The sequence below is a fragment of the Pseudomonas mosselii genome, from assembly GCF_005796105.1.
In the GTDB taxonomy this organism is placed as follows: domain Bacteria; phylum Pseudomonadota; class Gammaproteobacteria; order Pseudomonadales; family Pseudomonadaceae; genus Aquipseudomonas; species Aquipseudomonas mosselii_C.
Genome location: NZ_VAUO01000014.1, coordinates 58,661 through 79,320 on the forward strand (window position 1 = coordinate 58,661; position 20,660 = coordinate 79,320).

19 protein-coding genes and 1 pseudogene are annotated in these 20,660 nt (G+C 65.4%); 10 read left to right on the forward strand and 10 right to left on the reverse strand.

Features of this window, described 5'->3' with window-relative positions; translation table 11 throughout:
• Nucleotides 1–120: 120 nt before the first annotated feature.
• From hemL to FEM01_RS21180, 3 genes are read right to left on the reverse strand one after another with little or no spacing between them, the layout of a single operon-like run.
• On the reverse strand, nucleotides 121–1,404 hold the full coding sequence (hemL, locus tag FEM01_RS21170) for a glutamate-1-semialdehyde 2,1-aminomutase (RefSeq protein WP_138221411.1): 1,284 nt from the start codon (nucleotides 1,402–1,404) through the stop codon (nucleotides 121–123).
• A 17-nt stretch (nucleotides 1,405–1,421) separates the two neighbouring features.
• Nucleotides 1,422–2,045: a thiamine phosphate synthase gene (gene thiE, locus FEM01_RS21175; protein ID WP_138221412.1), complete on the reverse strand. Its 624-nt coding sequence runs from the start codon at nucleotides 2,043–2,045 to the stop codon at nucleotides 1,422–1,424.
• A 14-nt stretch (nucleotides 2,046–2,059) separates the two neighbouring features.
• Entirely contained in the window at nucleotides 2,060–2,857 is a 798-nt protein-coding gene (locus tag FEM01_RS21180) for a hydroxymethylpyrimidine/phosphomethylpyrimidine kinase (protein WP_138221413.1), read from the reverse strand.
• A gap of 265 nt (nucleotides 2,858–3,122) precedes the next feature.
• Here FEM01_RS21180 and FEM01_RS21185 point away from each other — a divergent pair, with 265 nt between their 5' ends.
• The 4 genes from FEM01_RS21185 (at nucleotide 3,123) to FEM01_RS21200 (ending at nucleotide 9,108) form a co-directional block, all read left to right on the forward strand.
• Nucleotides 3,123–5,111, forward strand: coding sequence for a hybrid sensor histidine kinase/response regulator (locus FEM01_RS21185; protein WP_138221414.1), 1,989 nt, complete (start codon nucleotides 3,123–3,125; stop codon nucleotides 5,109–5,111).
• A gap of 115 nt (nucleotides 5,112–5,226) precedes the next feature.
• Nucleotides 5,227–6,879 carry an acyl-CoA dehydrogenase family protein gene (locus tag FEM01_RS21190; protein WP_138221415.1) on the forward strand — a complete coding sequence of 551 codons (1,653 nt, stop codon included), beginning with the start codon at nucleotides 5,227–5,229 and terminating at the stop codon, nucleotides 6,877–6,879.
• A 129-nt stretch (nucleotides 6,880–7,008) separates the two neighbouring features.
• Nucleotides 7,009–8,472, forward strand: coding sequence for an AMP nucleosidase (gene amn / locus FEM01_RS21195; RefSeq protein ID WP_138221416.1), 1,464 nt, complete (start codon nucleotides 7,009–7,011; stop codon nucleotides 8,470–8,472).
• Nucleotides 8,473–8,478: 6 nt separating this feature from the next.
• Entirely contained in the window at nucleotides 8,479–9,108 is a 630-nt protein-coding gene (locus tag FEM01_RS21200) for a pseudouridine synthase (protein WP_138221417.1), read from the forward strand.
• Between the two features lie 242 nt (nucleotides 9,109–9,350).
• Here the strand turns inward: FEM01_RS21200 and FEM01_RS24845 are convergent, their stop codons facing one another.
• The 3 genes and pseudogenes from FEM01_RS24845 to FEM01_RS21210 form a co-directional block, all read right to left on the reverse strand.
• Complete coding sequence (locus FEM01_RS24845) at nucleotides 9,351–9,470, reverse strand: DUF2788 domain-containing protein (protein WP_431188619.1); 120 nt, start codon at nucleotides 9,468–9,470, stop codon at nucleotides 9,351–9,353.
• A pseudogene (locus FEM01_RS24850) lies at nucleotides 9,450–9,620 on the reverse strand (DUF2788 domain-containing protein); the annotation flags it as partial. The pseudogene FEM01_RS24850 and the gene FEM01_RS24845, both read right to left, overlap by 21 nt.
• A gap of 53 nt (nucleotides 9,621–9,673) precedes the next feature.
• Nucleotides 9,674–10,150, reverse strand: coding sequence for an Lrp/AsnC family transcriptional regulator (locus FEM01_RS21210; protein ID WP_138221419.1), 477 nt, complete (start codon nucleotides 10,148–10,150; stop codon nucleotides 9,674–9,676).
• 475 nt (nucleotides 10,151–10,625) lie between these two features.
• On the opposite strand from FEM01_RS21210, the gene FEM01_RS21215 reads away from it, so the two are divergent.
• The gene (locus FEM01_RS21215; RefSeq protein WP_138221420.1) at nucleotides 10,626–11,441 is read left to right on the forward strand and encodes a DUF6515 family protein; all 816 of its coding nucleotides are present in this window, start codon (nucleotides 10,626–10,628) and stop codon (nucleotides 11,439–11,441) included.
• Nucleotides 11,442–11,446: 5 nt separating this feature from the next.
• On the opposite strand, the gene FEM01_RS21220 is transcribed toward FEM01_RS21215, so the two are convergent.
• Nucleotides 11,447–12,316: a cation diffusion facilitator family transporter gene (locus tag FEM01_RS21220; RefSeq protein ID WP_138221421.1), complete on the reverse strand. Its 870-nt coding sequence runs from the start codon at nucleotides 12,314–12,316 to the stop codon at nucleotides 11,447–11,449.
• Nucleotides 12,317–12,341: 25 nt separating this feature from the next.
• On the reverse strand, nucleotides 12,342–12,761 hold the full coding sequence (locus FEM01_RS21225; protein WP_138221422.1) for a polyribonucleotide nucleotidyltransferase: 420 nt from the start codon (nucleotides 12,759–12,761) through the stop codon (nucleotides 12,342–12,344).
• 117 nt (nucleotides 12,762–12,878) lie between these two features.
• On the opposite strand from FEM01_RS21225, the gene hrpB reads away from it, so the two are divergent.
• Nucleotides 12,879–15,404 carry an ATP-dependent helicase HrpB gene (hrpB, locus tag FEM01_RS21230; protein WP_138221423.1) on the forward strand — a complete coding sequence of 842 codons (2,526 nt, stop codon included), beginning with the start codon at nucleotides 12,879–12,881 and terminating at the stop codon, nucleotides 15,402–15,404.
• Between the two features lie 40 nt (nucleotides 15,405–15,444).
• Here the strand turns inward: hrpB and FEM01_RS21235 are convergent, their stop codons facing one another.
• On the reverse strand, nucleotides 15,445–16,110 hold the full coding sequence (locus tag FEM01_RS21235; RefSeq protein ID WP_138221424.1) for a hypothetical protein: 666 nt from the start codon (nucleotides 16,108–16,110) through the stop codon (nucleotides 15,445–15,447).
• A gap of 156 nt (nucleotides 16,111–16,266) precedes the next feature.
• On the opposite strand from FEM01_RS21235, the gene FEM01_RS21240 reads away from it, so the two are divergent.
• The gene (locus FEM01_RS21240; RefSeq protein WP_138221425.1) at nucleotides 16,267–17,001 is read left to right on the forward strand and encodes a DUF2076 domain-containing protein; all 735 of its coding nucleotides are present in this window, start codon (nucleotides 16,267–16,269) and stop codon (nucleotides 16,999–17,001) included.
• Between the two features lie 99 nt (nucleotides 17,002–17,100).
• The gene (locus FEM01_RS21245; protein WP_138221426.1) at nucleotides 17,101–17,580 is read left to right on the forward strand and encodes an NYN domain-containing protein; all 480 of its coding nucleotides are present in this window, start codon (nucleotides 17,101–17,103) and stop codon (nucleotides 17,578–17,580) included.
• Nucleotides 17,581–17,584: 4 nt separating this feature from the next.
• On the opposite strand, the gene FEM01_RS21250 is transcribed toward FEM01_RS21245, so the two are convergent.
• Nucleotides 17,585–18,052 (reverse strand): Lrp/AsnC family transcriptional regulator, encoded by a 468-nt coding sequence (locus FEM01_RS21250; protein WP_138221427.1) that lies wholly within the window; start codon nucleotides 18,050–18,052, stop codon nucleotides 17,585–17,587.
• Nucleotides 18,053–18,207: 155 nt separating this feature from the next.
• On the opposite strand from FEM01_RS21250, the gene yedA reads away from it, so the two are divergent.
• Both yedA and FEM01_RS21260 read left to right on the forward strand, forming a co-directional pair.
• The gene (yedA, locus tag FEM01_RS21255) at nucleotides 18,208–19,104 is read left to right on the forward strand and encodes a drug/metabolite exporter YedA (RefSeq protein ID WP_138221428.1); all 897 of its coding nucleotides are present in this window, start codon (nucleotides 18,208–18,210) and stop codon (nucleotides 19,102–19,104) included.
• A 78-nt stretch (nucleotides 19,105–19,182) separates the two neighbouring features.
• The gene (locus tag FEM01_RS21260) at nucleotides 19,183–20,508 is read left to right on the forward strand and encodes a DEAD/DEAH box helicase (protein WP_138221429.1); all 1,326 of its coding nucleotides are present in this window, start codon (nucleotides 19,183–19,185) and stop codon (nucleotides 20,506–20,508) included.
• The last annotated feature ends 152 nt before the right edge of the window (nucleotides 20,509–20,660 follow it).

A 20,660-nucleotide genomic window follows, 5' to 3' on the forward strand; every position in this document is an offset into this window, starting at 1 on the left:
GGATAAGCAGCGCCTACCTTACAAAGTTTTACTCAGATTTCTGCTTTGATACGCGCAAAGGCTGCGGTGTGACCTGGATCACAACGCAGCCTTCGGCCAGCTTATCGCCGGGCAAGTCGCTTACTTGAGCTTGGCGAACGCCCGCTCTGCCGCATCGAGGGTGATCTGCAACTCTTTGTCGCCGTGGGCGATGGAGGTGAAGCCCGCCTCGAAAGCGCTCGGGGCCAGGTATACGCCGCCTTCAAGCATCAAGTGGAAGAAGCGCTTGAAGCGCTCGGCGTCACTGGCCATCACGTCATCGAAGGTGACGATGTCGTCGGCACCGCTGAAGTACAGGCCGAACATGGCACCGGCTTGGGTCGTGACGAACGGGATGCCAGCAGCATCGGCGCGCTGTTGCAGGCCGTCGAGCATGCGGCTGGTGAAAGCGCTCAGTTCGTCATGGAAGCCTGGGCGGCTGATCAGCTTGAGGGTGGTCAGGCCGGCGGCCATGGCCAGCGGGTTACCCGACAGCGTGCCGGCCTGGTAGACCGGGCCCAGTGGGGCGATGCAGCCCATGATCTCGCGCTTGCCACCAAAGCAGCCGACTGGCATGCCGCCACCGACGATCTTGCCGAAGGTCGACAGGTCCGGCGTGATGCCGTAGTGGCCTTGGGCGCCGCCCAGCGACACACGGAAGCCGGTCATCACTTCGTCGAAGATCAACACGACACCGTGCTTGTCGCACAGTGCGCGCAGGCCTTCGAGGAAACCCGGTGCCGGTGGCACGCAGTTCATGTTGCCGGCCACCGGCTCGACGATGATGCAGGCGACGCTCTGGCCAACGTCCGCCAGGGTCTTCTCGACGGCGGCAATGTCGTTGAATGGCAGGGTCAGGGTGTGCTTGGCGAAGTCCGCCGGCACGCCCGCCGAGCTCGGTACGCCTTGGGTCAGCAGGCCGGAGCCAGCCTTGACCAGCAGGCTGTCGGAGTGGCCGTGGTAGCAGCCTTCGAACTTGATGATCGCGTCACGCCCGGTGTAGCCACGGGCCAGGCGGATGGCACTCATGGTGGCTTCGGTGCCGGAGCTGACCATGCGCACCATTTCCATCGACGGCACGATCGAGCAGACCAGGTCGGCCATTTCGGTTTCCATGGCGGTCGGCGCGCCGTAGGACAGGCCGTGCTCCAGCTGCCTGCGCACCGCGTCCAGCACGTCCGGGTGGCCGTGGCCGAGAATCATCGGGCCCCAGGAACCGACGTAGTCGACATAGCGCTTGTCGTCTTCATCGATGACATAGGCGCCTTCGGCATGCTTGAAGAACAGCGGCGTGCCGCCGACGCTCTTGAAGGCGCGCACGGGCGAGTTCACGCCACCGGGGATGTGTTTCTGGGCTTTGGCGAACAGTTCTTCGGAACGGGACATGGGATCTTCTCTCGAAATCAGGAAGCGAACAGGGCGTTGAAGGCGCGGGCGCGGCGGGTGACTTCCTGCGCGCTGTCGGCACCGAACAGGCCGTGGATCACCGCCAGCAGGTCGGCACCGTGGGCGACCAGTGGGGCGGCGTTGTCGAGGGTGATGCCACCGATCACGGCGATCGGTAGCTTGACCTGGGCGCGTGCCTGCTCCAGCAGTTCGACGTTGGCGGCCGGTGCCCCAGGCTTGGTGACGGAATTGAAGAAGCGGCCGAAGGCGACGTAGCTGGCGCCCTCGCTGGCCGCCTGGGCGGCAAGCTCCAGGCGTGCATGGCAGGTCGAGCCAATCACCGCATGGCGTCCGAGCAGGGCGCGGGCTGGGGTGAGCGGGCCGTCGGTCTGGCCCAGGTGCACGCCGACGCCCAGGCGCGCGGCCAGTTCGGCGTCGTCGTTGATGATCAGTTGGGTGCCGTAGCGCTCGCAGAGTTTCATCAGCGCTTCGGCCTCACGCAGGCGCCGTGCGTCGTCGTCGCCCTTGTCACGGTATTGCAGCAGGCACACGCCGCCCTCCAGGGCAGCTTGCACATGGGAGAGGAAGCGACCGGCGAGCAATTGGCTGTCGGTGATCGCATACAGACCGCGGAGCGTCATCGGGTGGCCTCGTGTCAGGAGCAGAAGTCCAGGGGCAGGCGGCGCGGCACGTACTGGCCCTTGCCCAGTTGCTCGGCGTCACGCAGGGTGCGCCAGGTGTAGTCCAGGGCGCTGCGCACGGCACTTTGCAGCTGCTCGCCCAGGGCCAGGCGACCGGCCAGGGCGCTGGCCAGCGTACAGCCCGAACCATGGTAGCTGCCCGGCAGGCGCTGGCAGGTCCAGGTGTGGCGTTGACCGTCGCGGGTGTACAGGCGGTTGTGGATCTCGTCTTCGTCACCGTGTCCACCGGTGATCAGCAGGTGCTTGCAGAACGGCAGCAGTTTTGCGGCGCACTCATCCGCCGTGCCTTCAGGCAGTTCGGCAAGAATGCGCGCCTCTGGCAGGTTCGGGGTGGCGATGGTGGCCAGCGGCAGCAGGCGTTCACGCAAGGCGTAGCCGACCTCGTCCTTGCCCAGGCGACCACCGCCACCGGCGCGCAGCACTGGGTCGCAGACCAGTGGCAGGTGCGGGTGGGCGCTGAGCAGTTCGGCGACGGTATCGACCATTTCGATCGAGCCGAGCATGCCGAGCTTGACCGCCGCGACCGTGGAGTCGGCCAGCACGGCGTTGGCCTGGGCCAACACCCACGCGCGGTCGAGCACGCGGAAGTCGGACACGTTGACGGTATCCTGCACGGTCAGGGCAGTCACGGCAGGTGCAGCGTGACAACCCTGGGCGATCAGGGCTTCGATATCTGCCTGCAGCCCGGCGCCACCACTGGGGTCGTGGCCGGAGAGACAGAGGACAACGGGGCGGGAGCTGTAGGTATTCATGGGCGGCGAGCTTATCACCAAACCCTTTTGTGCGGTTCAGTCGCTTGGCGGGTTTTGTTGATCGAGTGGTCAGGTTAATTGTTTGTGCCTACCTGTAACGCACGTGCTAGAGCGGTTTTAGGCAAAAAGCAGATGACCTGTTTCGTTAGCCGGAGGCTATGCTAGAGTGCTCGGACAATTCGATAAACGGGCTCTGCCGAATCACGTCGTCTCAAAGGGAAAGGAGGCCAACGCGACGCGAACGGACAGACCATGCTGGGGCTGTATGCGCTATTTGCTGATTGTGCTTCTGGGCTGCTTGCCCATGTTCGCGGGGGCGGTCGAGTTCGACGATGCCACCGGACGTCTCCCGTTGGGTCGGCACATGCAGGTCTTCGAAGACCTCGATGGCAGCGCCAGTATCGCCGACGTCAGCTCCCCAGCCTTCGCCAAGCGTTTTCGCGACCACCCCAACGATGTGCTCAACGCCGGGTATTCGTCCTCGGTGTTCTGGCTGCGCGTCGATCTGCAGTATGTCGCTGTTCCAGGCGCCGCGCCGCGCCAGTGGTTGCTGGAGCTGGCCTATCCGCCGTTGGACCACCTCGAACTGTACCTGCCCGACGACACTGGCCACTACCGCCTGACCCAGCGCACTGGTGATGCGTTGCCTTACGCCAGCCGGCAGATTCATCAGGACAACTACCTGTTCGAACTGCCCTTGGCACCGGGTAAAGCCACCACGGTGTATCTGCGCCTGCACAGCCAGGGTTCGATTCAGGCACCGCTGACGCTGTGGTCGACCCAGGCGTACCTGGAAAACCAACCGACCCGGCTGTATGTACTGGGGATGATCTACGGCGTGCTGTTGGTGATGCTGGTGTACAACCTGTTCATCTACCTGAGCGTGCGGGATGTCAGTTACCTCTACTACATCCTTTATATCGGCGCGTTCGGCTTGTACCAGGTGTCGGTCAACGGCGCTGGAATCGCCTACTTCTGGCCGGACAGTCCCTGGTGGGCCAACGCCTCGACGCCATTATTCATTGGTGCAGCGGGCCTGTTCGGCTGCCAGTTCGCGCGCCACTTCCTGCAACTGCGGCGCTTGAGCCGTGGCCTGGACCGTTGGCTGCTGGCGCTGATGATCGGCGGCGGGCTGGTCATGCTGTTGGCGCTGAGCCTGCGCTACGGCCTGGCACTGCGCATGGCCACGGGCTTGGCGTTGTTGTTCATCGTCAGCGTCTTCAGTGCCGGGGTGTATGCCTGGCGGCGCGGAGTCCGTGTGGCGCGCTGGTTCATCATTGCCTGGAGCGCGTTCCTGCTGGGTGGGCTGGTCAATACCTTGATGGTGCTGGGCTACCTGCCCAATCTATTCATCACCATGTACGCCAGCCAGCTTGGCGCGGCGCTGGAGGTGGCACTGTTGGCGCTGGCGCTGGCGGACCGCATCAACAACCTGCGTGAAGAGCAGGCGCAGACTCTGCGCGAGACGGGTAGCGCCCTTGAACACCTGAACCAGCAACTGGCACGCAGCAATCGGCTCAAGGACGAGTTCCTGGCCACTGTCACCCACGAGCTGCGCACCCCGATGAACGGCGTGATCGGTTCGTTGGAGCTGATGCACACGCTGCCCATGGGCGCCGAGCAGGCCCAGTACCACCGCACGGCCACCGGGTCGGCCCAGGACATGATGGCGATGGTCGACGACATCCTCATGCTCACCGAGCTGCAGGCCGGCCGCCTGCGCGCGCAGACGCTGGCGTTCAGCCTGCGCCGCCTGCTGCAAGAGCTGCGCGCGGGGTATGCCGGCCAGGCCCTGGCCAAGGGCCTGTACTTGAGCCTCGACGTCCCGGCCGACCTGCCGGACGGGCTGCTTGGTGATGCGCAGAAGCTTGCGCGCTGCCTGGCCTGCCTGGTGGACAACGCCCTCAAGTTCACCCATCACGGTGGCGTGACGGTGCAGGCCCGTGGGCGTTTGACCGGGCCAGACAGCCTGGCCTTGAGTTTTACCGTCAGCGACAGCGGCATCGGCTTCGAAGACCTGGATCAGGCTGTGCTGTACCAACGCTTCTTCCAGGTTGATGGCTCGATGACGCGGCGTTATGGCGGCTTGGGTATCGGCCTGTCGATCTGCCGGCAGTTGGGCGAGTTGATCGGGGCGCGACTTTCCCACGAGTCCACCCCAGGGCTGGGCAGCCGCTTCGAGTTGAGCTTGACCCTGGCCGTGGCCCAGGTCCAGGTACCGTGCGGACAACTGGCGGGTGGTTTCAAGCGCTGAGAGCGCTTTGCGTGTTCGACGAATGGCCTGCTTATCGTCCGTTATGTCACTTTGACGCGGCGCGCTGCGGTGCTTCACTGGGGGTTCGCACAGGCGCGGATCCAGGAGGCTCCCGATGAACCTGCACCAGTTCGCTGAAACCCATGAAGTCAGCAACCAACCGCCTTCGCTCGACGGCGCCAACTTGTACCGCCTCGACCTGCCGCTACAAACCTGGGCGCGGCGCTGTGGGGCCGGTTGGGCCGAATCGCGGATCGATGCCTACGGTGCGCTGGCGGGCGGCCCACTGATGGCGGCGGGGTTTCTCGCCAACGCCAACAAACCGGTGTTTCATAGTCACGACCGCTACGGCCACCGCATCGATCTGGTGGAGTTCCACCCGGCCTACCACGAACTGATGCGCACGGCCGTCGAGCATGGCCTACCTTCGCTGCCTTGGGCCGAGCCCCGGGCCGGCGCCCACGTTGCCCGCGCCGCGATGACCTACCTGCATAGCCAGGCCGAAGCCGGCAGTGGCTGTCCCTTGACCATGACCTTCGCCGCCGTGCCGGCGTTGCGCCTGCAACCGCAGCTGGCTGGCTACTGGCTGCCCAAGGTGCTCAGCCGCGAGTACGACCCGCGCAATGTCGGCGACCGGCACAAGGCTGGTGTGACCCTGGGCATGGCCATGACCGAGAAGCAAGGCGGGACCGACGTGCGCGCCAATACCACACGGGCCTACCCGGTCGGCGCGGCCGGTCCGGGCCAGCCGTATGAACTGGTCGGCCACAAGTGGTTCTGCTCGGCGCCCATGTGCGATGCCTTCCTCACCCTGGCCCAGACCGACAAAGGCTTGAGCTGCTTCCTGCTGCCGCGTCATCGCCCGGACGATACGCGCAACCAGTTCTATATCCAGCGCCTGAAGAACAAGCTCGGCAATTGCTCCAATGCCTCCAGCGAAGTGGAGTTTCGTGGCGCGCTGGCGTGGATGTTGGGCGAGGAGGGCCGGGGCGTACCGACGATCATCGAAATGGTCGCCATGACCCGTTTCGACTGCATGGTCGGCTCCAGTGCGCTGATGCGCCAGGCCCTGACCCAGGCCGCACACCACTGCGCGCACCGCAAGGTCGGCGGTCGCGTGTTGGCCGAGCAGCCTCTGATGCAGAACGTGCTCGCCGATTTGGCGCTGGAAAGCGAGGCCGCGCTGGCCCTGAGCCTGCGCATGGGCCAGGCGCTGGATCAGCCGGACGACCCGCAGCAGGCGCATTTCGCCCGCCTGATGACGGCGGTGGGCAAGTATTGGATCTGCAAGCGCGCGCCCGGGATGATCAACGAGGCGGCCGAGTGCCTGGGCGGCGCCGGTTACGTCGAAGACAGCATCCTGCCACGGCTGTACCGCGAGGCGCCGGTCAACTCGACCTGGGAGGGCTCGGGCAACGTGCAGTGCCTGGACGTGTTGCGGGCGCTGTCGAAGGAACCGGGGGTACTCGATGCGCTGTTCGCCGAGCTGGGCGATGGGCATGGCGATACGCGCCTGGCCACGTTCATTGGCAACCTCAAGGGCGCCTTCGCCGACACCAGCCAGATGCAGTACCGCGCGCGGCAACTGACCGAGGACATCGCCCTGGCGGTGCAGGCCAAGCTGCTGCTCGAAGCCGGCGATGCGACGGTCAGCGATGCCTTCATCGGCAGTCGCCTGACTGCTGCTGGGCGGGTGTATGGCACGCTGCCGCGTGGCGTGGATGCCGAGGCACTGGTGGTGCGGGCTACCCCGGTGTGGGCGGGTTGATGGTGCCGGGTCGCGCTGCATGGCGCGCAGGGCACGTTCTTGGCCCCGCGGCCGCTTGCCGGGGGTGTATTTGCCGCGCAACGCAGGCAAGATGCCAGGCAAGCATGTGCAAAAGACAGGAAGCCCAGCGTGAGCCAAGTGTTTGAAGTCGTTGCCACCCCTGAACAGGCCGTCGACCGTCTGGCGGCCCTGCATGAACAAGCCACCGGGGCGCTCAGCCAGGCCCTGAAGCGTTACCTCAAAGATCGCACCGAGCCTGATGAGCAAGCACGTACGCTGTTTCGTTATCCCGCCCTGCGCCTGACTTACCACAGCCTCGGCGAGGTTGCCGCGACTACCCGTGCGTACGCCAAGGTTCAGGTCGATGGCACCTACAGTGTCACCGTCACGCAACCGGCCGCGTTCCGCAGCTACCTGCTGGAACAGTTGCGTCCGCTGATGCACGACTACACCGTAACGGTGGAAGTGGGTGTCAGCGAGCAGAGCATCCCGTACCCCTACGTGGTCGAGCAGGGCGACGAGCTGGCGGGCAGCGGCATCACCGCCGCGCAGTTGGCGCGGGTATTCCCCAGCACCGACCTGTCGGCAGCCACCGACGATATTGCCGATGGCCTGTACGACTGGGAGCGCGCCGAAACCCTGCCGCTGGCACTGTTCGACGCGGCCCGTGTGGATTTCTCGCTGCGTCGCTTGGTGCACTACACTGGCAGCGACTGGCGGCATGTGCAGCCGTGGATCCTGCTGACCAACTACCACCGCTACGTCGACCAGTTCATCGCCCATGGCCTTGAACAACTGCGCGAGGATCCGCGTTTCGTGCGCATGGTCCTGCCGGGCAACGTGGTCATCGAAAAGGGCATGGACAACGGCGAAGCCCAGGCCTTGGTAGCTGGGGTGGTCTGGCATCGCTTCCAGATGCCGGCCTACCACCTGATCGCCGGTGACGGCGATGGCGTGACGCTGGTCAACATCGGGGTCGGCCCGTCCAATGCCAAGAACATCACCGATCACCTGGCCGTGTTGCGTCCGCACTGCTGGCTGATGATCGGCCATTGTGGCGGCCTGCGTCAGTCGCAGACCATTGGTGATTATGTACTGGCCCACGCCTACATGCGCCGCGACGGCATTCTTGATCGCGTGGTGCCGCCGAACATTCCGATCCCGGCCCTGGCCGAGGTACAGCTGGCCTTGCAGGAAGCGGCTGCGCAAGTCACCGGCGAGCGTGGTGAGGAGCTGAAGAAGCGCCTGCGGACCGGCACCGTGCTGACCTACGATGATCGCAACTGGGAGCTGCGCTGGGCCCAGGAGCGTCCGCTGATCAACCTGTCGCGCGCGGTGGCAGTGGACATGGAAAGCGGCACCATCGCCGCCCAGGGCTACCGTCTGCGTGTGCCGTATGGCACCTTGCTGTGCGTTTCGGACAAGCCGTTGCACAGCGAGATCAAGCTGCCGGGCTCGGCCAATGCGTTCTACAACCGCGCGGTCAGCCAGCACCTGAAGATCGGCATTGCCGCCCTGGATTTGCTGCGTACCGAGCTCAACTCGCTGCACTCGCGTAAACTGCGCAGCTTCGATGAGCCGCCGTTCCGCTGAGGATCCATGCCCCTGCCTCCCCGCCACACCCCGCGCCGCCCGGCGGCGCGTCCTGCCGGCCCACGGCGCCAGCCCAAGGCGCCGCCGGCCGAGCCGCGCTTGATCCTGTTCAACAAACCGTTCGATGTGCTCACCCAGTTCAGCGACGGCGAAGGCCGCGCCACGCTCAAGGACTTCATCGACATTCCCGGCATCTACCCGGCCGGGCGCCTGGACCGCGACAGCGAAGGTCTGCTGCTGCTGACCAACGACGGGCGCTTGCAGGCGCGCATCGCCGACCCCAAGCACAAGCTGGCCAAGACCTATTGGGTGCAGGTGGAAGGTGCACCGAACGCCGAGCAGTTGCAGCGCCTGCGTGAGGGCGTCGAGCTGAACGATGGCCCGACCCTGCCGGCCGATGCACGCTTGCTGGAGGAGCCTGAACTGTGGCCACGCAATCCGCCCGTACGCTTTCGCAAGAGCGTGCCGACCGCATGGCTGGAACTGGTGATTCGCGAAGGGCGCAATCGCCAGGTGCGGCGCATGACGGCGGCGGTGGGCCTGCCGACCTTGCGCCTGGTGCGGGTGAGGATTGGCGACTGGACGATCGAAGGGCTGGAGCAGGGCTGCTGGCGCGAGGTGCAAGCCAAGCTCTGAGGTTGTCAGCGGCACCTGTGTAGGAGCGGCCTCGTGCCGCGAACACCGGCTTAGCCGGTGCCATCCACCGCGCCGCATGGCACCGGCTAAGCCGGTGTTCGCGGCACGAGGCCGCTCCCACAGGGTACGCGGCGCGCTTGCGAAATCAGTTCTCTGCACGACAGCGCAGCCCGGCAGGGCTGGGTGAACTCCTACAGGTCCGTGCTGAATCAACAGGTTATGTGCGGCTCCAGGAGAGCGGCCTAGACCCCTTCGATAAACCCCACCACCACGCTCTTGATGATGAACGCCAGCACACCGAGCCCGAGTACGAAGAACAGGATCAGCGTGCCGAAGCGGNTCTTGATGATGAACGCCAGCACACCGAGCCCGAGTACGAAGAACAGGATCAGCGTGCCGAAGCGGCCAGCCTTGGACTTCTTCGCCAAGTCCCAGACGATGAAGCCCATGAAGCCGATCAGTACGCTTACCAGGACGATCATCATCCATTCTTCGAATACGGCGGGATCCATCTGTTCTCTCCGGGCAGGCTGAAAACCTGATCATACGCCGGGCTGGCGCAAATTTAACGAAGGTGGGTCAATGGCAGCTCGGTGCTGGCCAGGACCTGGTTGAGCACAAAGCTCGAACGCACGCTGGTGACGCCTTCGATGCGGGTCAGGCTGCCAAGCAGCAGTTTCTGGTAGTGGTCCATGTCCGGTACCACGACCTTGAGCTGATAGTCGGCGTCCATCCCGGTCACCAGGCTGCATTCGAGCACCTGCGGCAGGCTGCGGATCGCCGCCTCGAAGGTCTCGAAGCGCTCCGGCGTGTGGCGGTCCATGCCGATCAGTACGTAGGCGGTCAGGCTCAGGCCGAGCTTCTTGCGCTCCAACAGCGCGACCTGGCGGGAGATGTAGCCGTCGTCCTCGAGCTGCTTCACTCGGCGCGAGCAAGGCGAAGGGGACAGGCCGATGCGCTCGGCCAATTCCTGGTTGGAGATGCGCGCGTCGCGCTGCAATTCGGCGAGGATGCTCAGGTCGTAGCGGTCGAGCTTGCTCATGGAACGGGCCTTTTCTGTTCGAATTGCTGTGGATTATCGATCCGAGGTGAAAAATTGCGCAAGTGCTATTTATCAGAGCAATCTTCGCAATCCTGTGTCGTGCCTGCGGGCGTATCTTTATCACCAGAATCACTGCCCGGACATCAGTCCACGGCGATGCGCCCCAGACGGGCCGTCGCGGCCAGCGATCCAACAGGATCCGCCAGGCCCCCGGGCTACGCACTGTTCAGAAAACGGTGTGAGGTGAGCCGGTGTCACAAGCACCGAGCACGGACAACAATTCCCAAAGGGAGGCCATCGGGCCTCCCTTTTTTATTTGCCTTGTGGCCGACCGACGCGCTTTCATGCAACCGAACGCGGCTGGGTTGATCCAACATTGGGTGGGCAGTCAAGCTGTCGGCTATTTCATCAGCCGATCACCGGTGCCGGGATAGACTGGGCCGGTAAGGTCTGCGTATCGAGCGAGAGGAACAACATGAGGTCGCGCATCTGGCAGTTGGCAGGTGTTGGTTTGTTGAGCATGGGCATCAGCCTCGTCGTGCTGGCCGAAGGGCCGGGCGATGGCCCGCAGGATGGCCATCCTGGTGGTCGCGGTTCGCCGCTCAACTCGCGTGACGAGGTTCGCCAGACGCAACCTGCGCGGCCGGGCAACTATCAGGATATTCCGCGCCGCCCAGGCGATGGCCGGCATTGGCAGGCCGGCGGCCCAGGACAGCGGCCAGGGGGCAGTTGGGATGGGCGCCCAGACGGGCATGGCAATGGCTGGGGGCCGGGGCCGCAGTATCGGCCAGGTCACAGTGTCGAACGGTTCCCGGATCGCTACTGGCGCGTGCCGTACCGTGGGCAGGATTACTTCTATTCCGGTGGCTACTGGTACCGTCCCCACGCTGGCGGTTACGTTGTGGTCACGCCGCCTTACGGAGTGCGTGTCAGCTACCTGCCGTCCTATGCGCGCGAAGTGTGGGTGGGGGGCGCGTTGTTCTTCCTGGTGGCCGATACCTATTACCAGTACCTGGCCGACAGCCAGGAGTACGTGGTGGTCAACCCGCCAGCGGCGCCATCACCAGCGCCAGCGCCAATGCCCCAAGGCTATGACGTGATTGCCTATCCGCTGTATGGCCAGGGGCCTGAACAACAGGGGCAGGACCGCTACCAGTGTCATCGCTGGGCCGTGAGCCAGTCCGGCTTCGACCCGGCCACCGCCACCTATGCCCCGCCTTTGCAGGTGGCTGATAGCTACCGCCGCGCCCTGGGGGCCTGTTTGAGTGGGCGTGGCTACAGCACCAACTGAGGCCGCTACACCGGGTCGGCGTGAACCATCACGTCGGCCTTTGGGTAATGCTCGCGAATCACCTGGGACGCCTGCACGCACAGCGCATGGGCCTGGTGCAGCGGCAATGCACCTGGCAACTCCAGGTGCAGTTGCACGAACCACTGGCTGCCCGAGACCCGTGTGCGCAGTTCATGCACCCCTTGTACGCCTGGAATCGCCAAGACCAGTTCGCCCATGCGCTCGCCAATGTCGGCGGGCAGTTCCTTGTCCATGAGGATTGCCGTGCTTTCGCGGGCGATCTGCAAGGCGCTCCACAGGATGTACACGGCGATGCCCAAACCGAACAGCGCGTCCAGCTGGGGCCAGCCGAAGCGCGCCAGCAGCAGGGCGAGCAGGATGCTGCCGTTGAGCAGCAAGTCGGAGCGGTAGTGCAGGGAGTCGGCGTGCACGGCGGTCGAACCGGTGGCGCGGATTACCTTGCGTTGGAACGCCAGTAGCGCCAGGGTCAGTACCAGCGAGAGCAACATCACGCCGATGCCGGCGCCGGTGTCGCCCAACGGTTGCGGTGATTGCAAGCGCTGCACCGCGCTCGCCCCGATCAACACCGCACTCACCCCGATGAACAGCGCCTGGGCCATGCCCGCCAGCGCTTCGGCCTTGCCGTGGCCGAAGCGGTGATCGTCATCGGCAGGGCGCAGCGCGTAGTGCACTGCGAGCAGGTTCAGAAACGACGCCATGGCATCGAGTGCCGAGTCGGTGAGCCCGGCCAGCAGGCTCACCGAGCCACTGAGCCACCAGGCCACGGCCTTGCTCAGTACCAGGATGCTGGCCACCGTGAGGGACGCGCGGGTAGCCAGGCGCAGCAGGCGTTGGTGTTCGGTGGTTACGGTCATGCTTGGGGTCTACGCGTAAGATGGATCAGGCGGAGGGTACCAGGCCCAGCGCGGCCAGTTGCTCGACGCTGCCGCGGTGCTGGATCAGCCGTGGGTCGTCCAGCGGCAGGCGCTGGCCCAGTTCGCTTTCGAGGATAGCTTGCAGCTTGAGGTTGTCGACCTGACCGTCGGCCTTGATTGCGGGCTTGAGCTTGGCCGGGTCGATCTGGGCGCTCTTGCCGCCGGGGTAGTAGATGGCGCCGGTGGCAAAGTCGATACCGAACGCGATCAGGCCAGGAATCACGTAGAACAGGATACCGATGGCGTCCATTGCCACCACCACAGGGTCGATCTTGCCTTCGATCTGGCCCCGGCGATCAGGGTAGAAAATGGTGCCGCAGGCCGTCAGCTGGGTCAGCAGGGTGGCGATCAGGGCGCCGCCAATGACGCGGGAAGGGATGCGCATGTTTCTCTCCGGGAAGTAGCACGACTAGAGGGCGGGCATTCGCCACGCCTGAGACTCAGACCATGATTGGGCCGGCTCGGTTCGCCGTTATACTCGGACGACTGTTCGAGGACCACCATGATTTCATTACCGATCGACGTTGTACTGCCTGATTTGCGCCGCGCCCTGAGCCAACGAGACGAAGCCGTGCTGGAGGCGCCCCCTGGCGCCGGCAAGACCACCCGCGTGCCGCTGGCCCTGCTTGACGCGCCGTGGCTGGCCGGGCAGACCATCGTGATGCTCGAACCCCGGCGCCTGGCGGCCCGCGCGGCAGCCGAACGGCTGGCCAGCGAGCTGGGTGAGCCGGTGGGTGAAACCGTGGGCTATCGCATCCGCCTGGACAGCAAGGTCGGCCCGAAAACCCGCATCGAAGTGGTCACCGAGGGCATCCTCACCCGCCGCCTGCAAGCGGACCCGGCGCTCGAAGGCGTGGGCCTGCTGATCTTCGACGAGTTCCATGAACGCAGCCTCGACGCCGACTTGGCCCTGGCCCTGAGCCTCAATGGCCGTGCATTGCTGCGCGACGAGCCGCTGAAGATCCTGCTGATGTCGGCGACGCTGGAGGGCGAGCGACTATCACGCCTGCTTGACGACGCACCGGTGGTCAGCAGCCAAGGGCGCATGTACCCGGTGGATATCCGCTGGAGCCGACCGTTGCAGCCCGGCGAGTTCATCGAGCCGCGGGTGGTCGATGGCGTGTTGCAGGCCCTGGCCACCGAGGCCGGCAGTCTGTTGGTGTTCCTGCCTGGGCAGGCCGAGATCCGCCGAGTGCACCAGGCCTTGCAGGACGCGCTGGGCGAACGCCCGGACGTGCTGCTGTGCCCGCTGCACGGTGAGCTGGAGTTGAGCGCCCAACGTGCGGCCATTGAGCCGGCGCCTGCGGGCCTGCGCAAGGTGGTGCTGGCCACCAACATTGCCGAAACCAGCCTGACCATCGAGGGGGTACGTGTAGTGATCGATGCCGGGCTGGTGCGTGTGCCGCGTTTCGATCCGGGCAGTGGCATGACCCGCCTGGACACCCAGCGTATCTCCCGCGCCAGTGCTACGCAGCGCGCGGGGCGTGCCGGGCGCCTGGAGCCCGGCGTGTGTTTGCGCTTGTGGTCCGAGGCGCAGCACGAACAGCTGGCCGTCCATGGCAGCGCCGAGATACTCCAGGCGGACTTGGCTGGGCTGGCCTTGCAACTGGGGCGCTGGGGCGTGCCGCCGGAGCAACTGAATTGGCTCGACCAGCCGCCGTCGGCGGCCTACGCCCAGGCCCAGGACCTGCTGGCGCGGCTGGGGGCCTACAAGCCCGGCAGCCGCGATAACCTCAGCGCCCACGGCCAGGCCATGGCCGAGCTACCAGCGCACCCGCGCATCGCCCATCTGTTGCTACGCGGTCAGCAAATGGGGCTGGCCGAGATGGCCTGCGATGTCGCGGCGCTGCTGGGCGAACGTGACATTCAGCGTGGGGGCGGCGCCGACCTGCACACCCGCCTGAGCCTGATCAGCGGTGACGGAAAGGCATCGCGTGGCGGGCAGGGCGGTGTGCAACGTGCGCGTCAGTTGGCCCGGCAGTACCGTGGCCAACTGCGTGGCAAATCCGCTGCACAGGTCGCCGATCCCGACCACCCGCGCTGGCTGGGCGCGTTGCTGGCGCTGGCCTACCCGGATCGCGTCGCCCAGCAGCGCCGTGCAGGGGGCGCCGAATATCGCCTGGCCAACGGCCGCGCGGCGTTGTTCGGTGAGGCCGACGCGCTGATGAAGCAACCCTGGCTGGTGATCGCCGACCTGGGCAGCCGTCAGGGCCAACGCGAGGAACGCATCTACCTGGCCGCCGAGTTCGATCCGGCGCTGTTCGATGAGGTGCTCGCCGAGCAGGTCGAAACCCTTGACCTGCTCGATTGGGACGAGCGTGAGCAGGTGCTACGTGCCGAGCGCCAGCGTAAGGTCGGCGAGTTGGTGCTCAGTCGTGAACCGCTGCCGGGCCTGGACGATGAGGCCCGCGCCCGCGCGCTGCTTGGCCTGGTGCGGCGCAAAGGCCTGAACCTGCTGAACTGGACCCCGGAGCTGCGCCAGTGGCAGGCGCGGGTGGCGCTGCTGCGTCAGTTGGATCTGGACAAGGACGGCCACAGCGAGTGGCCCGACCTGGGTGACGAGGCGTTGCTGGGCAGCCTGGAAGACTGGTTGCAGCCCTACCTGGGCAAGGTTTCACGGCTGAGCCATTTCGCGGCGCTGGACCTGTCGTCGATATTGCGCAACCTGCTGCCCTGGCCGTTGCCCCAGCGCCTGGAAGAACTGGCGCCCGCGCACCTGAGCGTGCCGTCCGGCTCGAACATCCGCCTGGACTACAGCGAACACCCGCCGATTCTCGCGGTACGCTTGCAGGAGCTGTTTGGCCTGGCCGACACCCCGCGCATTGCTGGCGGTCGCCAGCAGGTCAAGTTGCACCTGCTCTCACCTGCGCGGCGGCCGGTGCAGGTGACCCAGGACCTGGCGAACTTCTGGCGCACCACCTATGCCGAGGTGAAGAAGGATTTGAAGGGTCGGTACCCCAAGCACTACTGGCCGGACGATCCGCTGGTGGCCGAGGCCACGGCGCGGGCCAAGCCGCGCGGTACATGAGGGCGGCGTGGCCGCCGCCTCGCGGATCAGCGCGCGAACGCTAGCCCGCCTCGGGCCCGGCTTTGCCTTCGAGCAACATGAACAAGCGGTACAGCACCACCGTGCTGAACAACTGCAAGAAGCCGCTGAGGCTGTCCAGCAGCAATTGCGCGCCCGGTTGCGGGTCGGGGATCAGCGCCATCAGCAGCCCGTCGATCAGCCACAGCGGCGCCAGCACCATGAGCATGCACAGCATGATGCGCAGGAAGTGCCCGGTGGTCATGCTCGCGCTGGTGCGCATGGCCTGCATCACCGGCAGGCCGCGCAGCACCAGCAGGTACTCGGCGAACACCAAGTTCACCATGATCCACACACCGGGGAAGATGAACAGTGCCAGGCCCGCCATGATCAGCAGCGAACTGATGAGGATCAGCAGCGCCAGCGCTGGCCACAATTGCACGGCGCGGGCGAACAGGTCGCGCTTGGGCACTGCCTGGCCATTGCTGCGCGTGTCGAGGTAAAGGATCAGCGCCGCGCTGTACAGGGGGTAGACCAGCAGGCTGACCAGCATGCCGTAAACCGGTGAGGCCGATTCGCCGAGCTGGCGGTAGAGCAATTGGGTACCGAGGGCTTCGATCACCACCAGCGGCAGGCACAGTTGCAGGATGCCGACCAAGTGGCGGCGGAAGAAGTACAGGGAGTCGCGCAGAACGCTCAGGGGATTCATCGGTCAACATCGCATGGCAGAAAAGCAGGGCGTAACTTTAGCCCAGACAGCCTGCATGCTGAAAAAAGTTTCATGCCCAGGGCGATTGAATCGCAGCGTACCGCGCCCCATCTTTGAGGCTGTCCGATGTCCTGTTCAGCGCACGAGGTTGCCCCGATGAACACTGAAGAACAAACCCTGATCGACGGCCTGTTCGGTCGCCTCAAGCAAGCCGAGGATCCCGCCCAGCCGCGCGATGCCCAGGCCCAGGCGCGCATCGAGGAGCACCTGCGCCAGCAGCCGGCAGCGCCGTACTACATGACCCAGGCGATTCTGGTGCAGGAAGCAGCGCTCAAGCGTTTGGACGAGCAGAACAAACAGCTCGAAGCCGAACTCAAGCAGGCCCGCGCGCAACTGGAGGCGAGCCGCTCCAGCCCCGCCAGCAGTGGTGGTGGCTTCCTGTCCGGGCTGTTCGGTGGCGGTGCACGCAGCCCTGAGCCGCAGCGCTCGGTGGCCCCGGCGCCGGCCTCAGCCGGGGGCTGGCGCGAGCCTGCCGCGCCTGCCTATGCGCCGCCTCCGGCGCCGCAGCAAGGCTTCGGTGCGGCGCCCGCCCGCAGTGGTGCGAGCAGCTTCCTCGGCGGTGCCATGCAGACCGCGGCGGGCGTTGCGGGTGGCGTGTTGCTCGCACAAGGCATCAGCAGCCTGTTCAGCCACCATTCGCAGCCTGACGAGATCGTCGAGGTGATCAAGGAAGCGCCTGCCCCGGCCAGTGACCAGGGCGGCTGGAACGATCAGGACAGCCAGCGCCAGGTAGCCGACAACAGCGGTTGGGGCAATGACCAGGGCGGCTTCGCCGACACCGACTACAGTGCCGACGATGGCGGCTTCTTCTCGGACGACGACTACGTCTGAGGGCTCTGGCATACTGGCTGTGCTTGTCGCGGGGCAGCCCGCTCCCACGTTGGAGCGGGCTGCCCCGCGATTCATTGACCGCCAGACAGGTGCCCCAAGGTGAAGAAAATCGCGCTGTTCGCCGATGTGCAGAACCTCTACTACACGGTTCGCCAAGGCCACGGCTGCCATTTCAACTATGCCGCGCTGTGGGCCGAGGTCAGCCGCGCGGGCCAGATCGTCGAGGCCAAGGCCTATGCCATCGATCGGGGTGACGCCAAGCAGCAACAGTTCCAGCAGATCCTGCGCAACCTGGGTTTCGAGGTGTGCCTCAAGCCCTATATCCAGCGCGCCGACGGCTCGGCCAAGGGCGACTGGGACGTGGGCATCACCCTGGATGTGATCGAGGCCGCCGCGCGGGTCGAGCAGATCGTTCTGGCCTCCGGTGACGGCGACTTCGACCTGCTGCTGGAGCGGGCGATGCAGCGTCATGGAGTTGAGACTGTGGTATATGGCGTGCCGGGGCTGACCGCGTTGTCGGTGATTCGCGCGGCCAGCTGCTACGTACCCATCGAGGGCAAGCTGCTGCTGCGCCATTGAGCGCTCAAGGCTTTCTCGCATTGCCCTCCAGATGCCCCAGCGGCACCCGCCGCTGTACCGCGCTGGAGAGCACGATCGAGGTCTTGGTGAAGCCCAGTTGCGCCACCCGATTGATCAACGCCTCCAGTTCCAGCATCGACACCACGGCGGCGCGGATGATCACGCAGGGGTCGCCGGTTACGCGGTGGCATTCGGTGATCTGCGGGATGCTCGCCAACTGGGCATAGGCGTGGTGGGTGTCATGGCTGCCGTGGCTGGCCAGGCGCAGCTCGATCACGCATTGGATCGGCAGGCCGATCTTTTCCAGGTCGATGTTGGCGGTGTAACCGGTGATCACGCCACTGGACTCGAGCTTGGCCACCCGTTCGGCCACCGCCGGGGCCGACAGGTTGACCTGGCGCGCCAGTTGCGCGTAGGTGGCCCGGCCGTTTTCGAGCAGGGCGGCTAGGAGCATGCGGTCGTACTTGTCCATGGTGATTCCTGGTGACTTTGTAATCGATGGCAAACCTGCTGCATAAGCATGCTTTGCAAAGTGTTCGAGTGATTTAAAGCTGTTTTGCAACTTAAGTTTGCGCAGGGGCCTTTCTAAACTAAGCCACCCGTAAACGGATTTCGAGCCCTTCTGCCATGCCTGCCTCCCGTCGCTTCCCGCTGCTGCTCATTGGATCGTTCCTCGCCTTGTACCTGGTGTGGGGTTCGACCTACCTGTTTATCCGCATTGGTGTCGAGTCCTGGCCGCCGATGCTGATGGCCGGGGTGCGCTTCATGATCGCTGGCAGCCTGTTGTACGGCTTCCTGCGCTGGCGCGGGGTCCCAGCACCGACCTGGACGCAATGGCGCGCGGCGGCGGCGATTGGTTTTCTGCTGCTCAGTTGCGGCAATGGCGGTGTAACCCTGGCCGAACATGCTGGCGTCGCCTCGGGCGTGGCGGCGTTGGCGGTCGCCACCGTGCCTCTGTTCACCTTGGTGTTCGGCCTGCTGTTCGGGCATCGCAACTCGCGCCTGGAGTGGGCGGGGATCGTGCTCGGACTGGTCGGCATCGGCCTACTCAACCTGGGTTCCAACTTGCAGGCCAGTCCAATGGGCGCGGCGCTGATCCTGTTCGCCGCAGCGGCCTGGGCCTTCGGCTCGGTGTGGAGCAAAAGTTTGCCGCTGCCCCAGGGGCCGATGGCCAGCGCCGCCGAGATGCTGGCTGGCGGCGCCGCGCTGTTGATCGGCAGCGCCCTGAGCGGCGAACGCATGACCCAAATGCCCACCGCCGCCGGTTGGGGCGCACTGGCCTACCTGGTGTTCTTCGGCTCGATCCTGGCCTTCAGCGCCTACATGTACCTGCTCAAGCACGTGCGCCCGGCGGCGGCCACTAGCTATGCCTACGTCAACCCAGCGGTGGCGGTATTGCTGGGAATTGCCTTCGCCGGTGAGCGGATTGGCGCCGAAGAGTGCATCGCCATGGGGGTGATCATCGGTGCGGTGGTGCTGATCGGCCTGCCGCAATGGCGCAAGGCGCCTGCCGCCGTCAGTTGAGGGTGCGCGCGTCGCGCCCCGGCATGCCGTGCATTGCGGTAAACTTGCTGGCTTCGCTGAACCCCTGACGGTACCACCATGAATTTCGCCAAACTCGGCCTGATCGAACCGCTGCTGCGCACCCTGCAGAAGCTGGACTACGCCACCCCCACCCCGATCCAGGCCAAGGCCATCCCTGCCGTGCTTGCAGGCCGCGACCTGATGGCCGCAGCCCAGACCGGCACTGGCAAGACTGCCGGCTTCGCCTTGCCGGTGCTGCAACGCCTGGTGCTGGAGGGCGAGAAGGTCGCCAGTAACTCGGTGCGTGCGCTGGTGCTGGTGCCCACCCGGGAGTTGGCCGAGCAGGTGCACGCCAATGTGCGCGAGTACGCCGAGGACCTGCCGCTGTCGACCTATGCGGTGTATGGCGGTGTCAGCATCAATCCGCAGATGATGCGCCTGCGTCGTGGCGTGGATGTGTTGGTGGCCACTCCAGGGCGCTTGCTCGATCTGTTCCGCCAGAACGCCATCAAGTTCGGCCAGGTTCAGACCCTGGTGCTCGACGAAGCCGACCGCATGCTTGACCTGGGTTTTGCCGAAGAGCTGCAGGCGGTGTACGCGGCGCTACCGCGCAAGCGCCAGACGCTGCTGTTCTCGGCCACGTTCTCCGAGCAGATCCGCCTGCTCGCGGGGCTGGCGCTGAACGATCCGCTGAGCATCGAAGTGAGCCCGCGCAACACCACCGCGACCACGGTCAAGCAGTGGCTGGTGCCGGTGGACAAGAAGCGCAAGGCCGACCTGTTCTGCCATTTGCTGCGCAAGCAGCGCTGGAAGCAGGTGCTGGTGTTCGCCAAGACCCGCAATGGCGTGGACCAGTTGGTCGAACGCCTGCTCAGCGAGGGCATCAACGCCGATGGCATCCACGGCGATCGGCCACAGGCCACGCGCCAGCGTGCCCTGGACAGCTTCAAGGCCCGCGAGATCCAGGTGCTGGTGGCCACCGACGTGGCCGCGCGCGGCCTGGATATCGACGACCTGCCGCTGGTGGTCAACCTCGATCTGCCAATCGTCGCCGAAGACTACGTGCACCGCATTGGCCGCACGGGCCGGGCCGGCAACAAGGGCGAGGCGATCTCGCTGGTGTGCGCTGACGAGGTGAACCTGCTGGCGTCGATCGAGACGCTGATTCGCCAACAGTTGCCGCGCCATGAAGAGCCGGATTTCATCCCCGATCATCGGGTGCCGATGATCGATGCCAGCGGGCAGGTGGTAAAGAAGCCGAAGAAACCGAAAAAGCCCAAGGAGAACAGCGCCAAGCGCGGTCTGGGGCGTTGGATGGACAGCAGCGAATCGGCGGCGCCAGCGGTCAAGGCCGTACGCAAGGTGCCGAGCTTTGGCGGCAAGCCGGCCAAGCGCAAGCCGTAAAAGCCAAGACGCGTCCCCTTAGGTCAACACGGTGCCTGGCACGGGCTTCGCGGTGGTCCGGCACTCCGGCAAGCCCGCTTCCACAGGACTGTGTAACGCCTGAATCCACCGCCGTACCTGTAGGAGATCACCCAGCCCTTTGGGCTGCGCTG